The organism is Sulfurihydrogenibium yellowstonense SS-5 (genome assembly GCF_000173615.1).
Taxonomy (GTDB): domain Bacteria; phylum Aquificota; class Aquificia; order Aquificales; family Hydrogenothermaceae; genus Sulfurihydrogenibium; species Sulfurihydrogenibium yellowstonense.
Genome location: NZ_ABZS01000156.1, coordinates 1 through 4,071 on the forward strand (window position 1 = coordinate 1; position 4,071 = coordinate 4,071).

The following is a 4,071-nucleotide window of genomic DNA, read 5'->3' on the forward strand; positions in this document are numbered from 1 at the left end:
TTTGATTTAAAAATAAAAAACAGAAGATTCTTCGCCAGCTACAGAATGACAGTGTGGATTTTTGGAAAAGTCTGATTGATTTATAAACTAAGTTAAAAATTTCAAAGCATTCTCCATATTACCTTTAACCTCTAAATAACTCTGTATATTGTCTTGCTCTCTCTTCTATGTTTTCAGCAGTCCATATATCACTTATTACAGCCACTAAATCAGCACCAAGCTCAACAAGTTCTTTAGCTCTTTCGACAGTAATGCCACCTATTACACAGACAGGTATTTTTAAAAATCTTTTAGCTTCTGTTATTACAGATTTATCAACGATTTTAGATTTAGGCTTTGTTGGAGAAAAGTAAAAACTCCCAAAAGCAACATAAGTAGCAGATAAACGCTCCATCAATATTGCCCTTTCAACATCTCCATAACAAGACACACCAATGATTTTATCTTTTAAAGCTTTTCTAATTTCTGATATGTCCACATCTTCTTCTCCAACATGAATTCCATCAGCATCAGACTTTAAAGTCAATTCAAGCCTGTCATTAACTATAAATAAAGCATCATATTTATGGCAGAGTTTTTTCAAATCCTTAGATATTGGTAATAAAAAGTCGTCAGAATTATTTTTGTCTCTCAGCTGAACTAATTTAGCACCACCTTTCAGAGCCTGTTCTACCATATCAAAAATTTTATCGTATGGAGTTAATTTTTCATCTGTGATTACATATAAACCTTTTAACATGCTTCACCTCGTTAATTTTTAAAAATTATATTAAGCTTCTTAAATTTTTGTTTAAATGCTTAAAAATTCATTTTAAAATATTATAATACCATTTTAAGATATGATTTTTTATGATATAATTAAATTTATCATTTTAACAAGTACAGAGGTGTATAATATCTAAAAATGGACAATAGCGACCGTTTTAATCTCGAAAAAATAAACAAATTACTTCTATTTTACATCCTTTTACATCTAATTATTCAATCTTGTGAATCAAAAAAAGAAAAAGATGCTGTTAAACTAATTCAAGACAGGATTGAAAATGTAATCTCACAAACCACTCCATCTGTAGTGACTATCTTTACGAAACAAGATAAAGAAAATCTTTATTTACTTAAAGACATCGATGATGAATCAGTTGGTTCTGGATTTGTTATTAAAAAAACATCTAATTATCTCTATATAGCCACAAATGCACACGTAATTGAGAAAAAAGGAAGTATTTTTGTAAGATTTTATAATGATAGAGTTTTTAAAGCCGAAGTTGTTGGAGTTGATACTAAAACCGATATAGCCGTTTTGAAAGTAAAGCTAAATAATTTTAACAGAGATATAAAATCTCTAAAATTTGAATACATGGAGAATGTAAAGCCTGGAATGTTTGTGTTAGTTGCCGGAAGCCCTTATAATTTGGGACACACTTACACGTTTGGAATCATATCGGCTATAAATAGAGAGGTAGGTATTTCATCCATAGAAGGTTTTATTCAAACAGATGCTTCTATTAATCCGGGCGATTCTGGTGGACCGCTTTTAAATCTCGATGGAAAAGTTGTTGGAATGAGTATAGCCACAGTTCAAACCGGGCAAGGTATAGGTTTTGCTATCCCTGTAGATATACTACAAGACACTGTAAATCAACTAATAAAATATGGTAAGGTTAGAAGAGGTTGGATTGGTATAGTTGTAACAGATGTATCTGAAGAGATAAAAGAAAGAATGAATATAGACGGCGGTGCTTTGGTACTAAAAATTGAGAAAAAGAGCCCTGCTTCCGGAACCGGTTTAATTGTCGGCGATATAATAACTAAAATTAATGGCAACCCAATAAAAAATTCTAAAGAGTTTAGGATATTTTTAAACAAAGTAAAACCGGGAGACATGATAGAGCTTGAAATTATAAACTCAAAAGGAAAAAGAACCGTAACTGTAATTCCGATAGAGAAAGATTAGTTTTTTAGTGTGTTTTAAAGTAAGAGTAATGTTAGAATTTTTATAACTTTACCTTTGTCCATCATACTTCTGAGAGACTTTTAGTCCGAGGGATTTTCTCTTTTAAAAGGTGAGAAGAGGAATAGAGTCAATTCATGAATTACCCGTACGTTGAATAAGCGAGAGGTAAAAGGACATAAACTCTTTATCGGCTATAGAATGAAGCCATTCGAAAGTTCTTATTATCTCAAGGACTTTAGTTTGAATGATCTCATCTTCTAAAAAAGCAAGTAAGTTAGTAAGTGAGAAGTAAAAAGACAGAGGTTCTTCACTTAGTTCAGATGACAAAGAACGTAAAATAGTATTATTATCACAAATGGGAAATGTAGTATGCCAAATCTTAAGAATTTTCAAAACATTCTCAAGGATGTTCCAAAATTTTTGTAAGCTTGCCTTTCCGTCATCCTGAGGACGTAAATCCGAAGGATCTCATCTTTTGATTTTTTGACTTGAAAAGAAAAATGTGAGATTCTTCGCCGGCTGCAGAATGACTGTGTGGATTTTTTAGAACAGCCTCAAACATTCTCATCTTAAAGTTTTAAAGATTTGGATTTATCCTATTACAAAGAAAAACCTTGTTTTTACTTTCTTTGTCATTCTACAGGTGAGCTAAAAATCTCAACTTTCTACCTTTAATCTCTTACTTTTTCATTTTAATGCTTCAATTAACTCCTTAAATTTTTGCAGAGAGTTTTTTATTAGCTCAAGTGTACTGATTATTTTTTCATAATCTTCTTCATATTCGTGAGTTATTAAATTTCTGATTTCTCTCATTTCAAACCAAAATTTTTTATCTATAGGAAGGTTAATTTTTTCTGCTAAGTTTATAACGTCAATGATTGGTAAGTTTTCTACGTTTTCGCCCTTTAAGGTAAGATATGCCCTCAAGAGCTTTCCTGTTGAGTCTTGAAGTTTAGAGAATCTATAGGCAATTTGGTCTAATATTCTTAGAAGCTCTAAGTCCTCTTCGTAATTTTTCATATCATAATGACTTAAACTATCAAAAGCTTTGTTTAAAACAAGATAATGTTTTTTCACTTCATCATAAAGCTTTTGATATCTAAGATAATTTTTGTCATTCAAGTAAAACACCCTCTAATAGTGCTGCTTTTTCTATATCTCTTTCAAAGTCTCTATGTAGGACAACATCTATCTTTTGTTCTCCAAGATTTATTTGGAGCAAGGTTTTAAATTTTATTTCTTTTTCAAAAAGTTTATCCTTATTTTCTGGAATTATGTATAAATCTATATCTCCGCCTTTTTTGTCGTCATAAACCCTACTTCCAAATAGATAAACCTTTGTGTTGTTTCCAAAAATATCTTTGGCAGTTTTAACGATTATCTCTTTTTCATAATCTGAGATTCTCAAATTACCCCGCCGAGAGTAAGTTTTTTGATTCTTACCGTTGGCTGTGCATCGCTGACTGGTGCTCTTTGTCCATCTTTGCCGCATGTGCCAATAGCCCATCCTAAGTCATAGCCCACCGCATCTATATCCATCAATGCCTGTGGTCCGTTGCCTATCAATGTTGCTCCTTTGATTGGATATGTTATCTCACCGTTTTCGATTCTGTATCCTTCCATGATTTCAAAGACAAAATCTCCGTTAACTGTGTTTACCTGACCACCACCCATTTTTACAACATAAATTCCGTCTTTTGTATCTTTGATAATATCAGATGGATTATCTTTTCCTGCATCTATGTAAGTATTTGTCATTCTTACAATTGGAATATTTTTATATCCATCCCTTCTACCGTTTCCTGTCGACTGCCTTCCCTCTTTCATTGCTGTAAGTCTATCGTACATATAGCCTTTCAAAATACCGTTTTCAATTAATACTTTTCTTTGTGCTGGCACTCCCTCATCATCAAAATGGAAACTTCCATTTTTTCCTGATAATGTTCCGTCATCTATCACGCTAACCAATTCTGAAGCTACTTTTTCGCCTATCTTACCTCTGTAAACTGATAAGCCTTGATTTACTAAATCCGCTTCAAGTCCGTGTCCCACAGCTTCGTGAATCATAGTTCCGCCTGCTTCCGATGAAATCACAACTGTAAAGCTCCCTGCGGTGC

The 4,071-nt window shown here is 32.5% G+C and carries 5 protein-coding genes; 1 reads left to right on the forward strand and 4 read right to left on the reverse strand.

The window, feature by feature from the left end; translation table 11 throughout:
- Window positions 1-124 precede the first annotated feature (124 nt).
- Window positions 125-739 (reverse strand): thiamine phosphate synthase, encoded by a 615-nt coding sequence (thiE, locus tag SULYE_RS06595; RefSeq protein ID WP_007547771.1) that lies wholly within the window; start codon window positions 737-739, stop codon window positions 125-127.
- A gap of 165 nt (window positions 740-904) precedes the next feature.
- Between thiE and SULYE_RS06600 the strand changes: the two genes are divergently transcribed.
- Window positions 905-1,954: a S1C family serine protease gene (locus tag SULYE_RS06600; protein WP_007547772.1), complete on the forward strand. Its 1,050-nt coding sequence runs from the start codon at window positions 905-907 to the stop codon at window positions 1,952-1,954.
- A 687-nt stretch (window positions 1,955-2,641) separates the two neighbouring features.
- Here the strand turns inward: SULYE_RS06600 and SULYE_RS06610 are convergent.
- The 3 genes from SULYE_RS06610 to SULYE_RS06620 form a co-directional block, all read right to left on the reverse strand.
- Window positions 2,642-3,076, reverse strand: a complete 435-nt coding sequence (locus SULYE_RS06610) for a nucleotidyltransferase substrate binding protein (protein WP_007547774.1) — start codon at window positions 3,074-3,076, stop codon at window positions 2,642-2,644.
- A complete protein-coding gene (locus SULYE_RS06615) occupies window positions 3,069-3,362 on the reverse strand; it encodes a nucleotidyltransferase domain-containing protein (RefSeq protein WP_007547775.1) in 294 nt (97 codons plus the stop codon). Before SULYE_RS06615 ends, SULYE_RS06610 begins: the two co-directional genes overlap by 8 nt.
- Window positions 3,359-4,071 (reverse strand): TldD/PmbA family protein (locus tag SULYE_RS06620; RefSeq protein ID WP_007547777.1); only part of this gene is annotated, 713 nt, incomplete at its 5' end. The genes SULYE_RS06615 and SULYE_RS06620, both read right to left, overlap by 4 nt.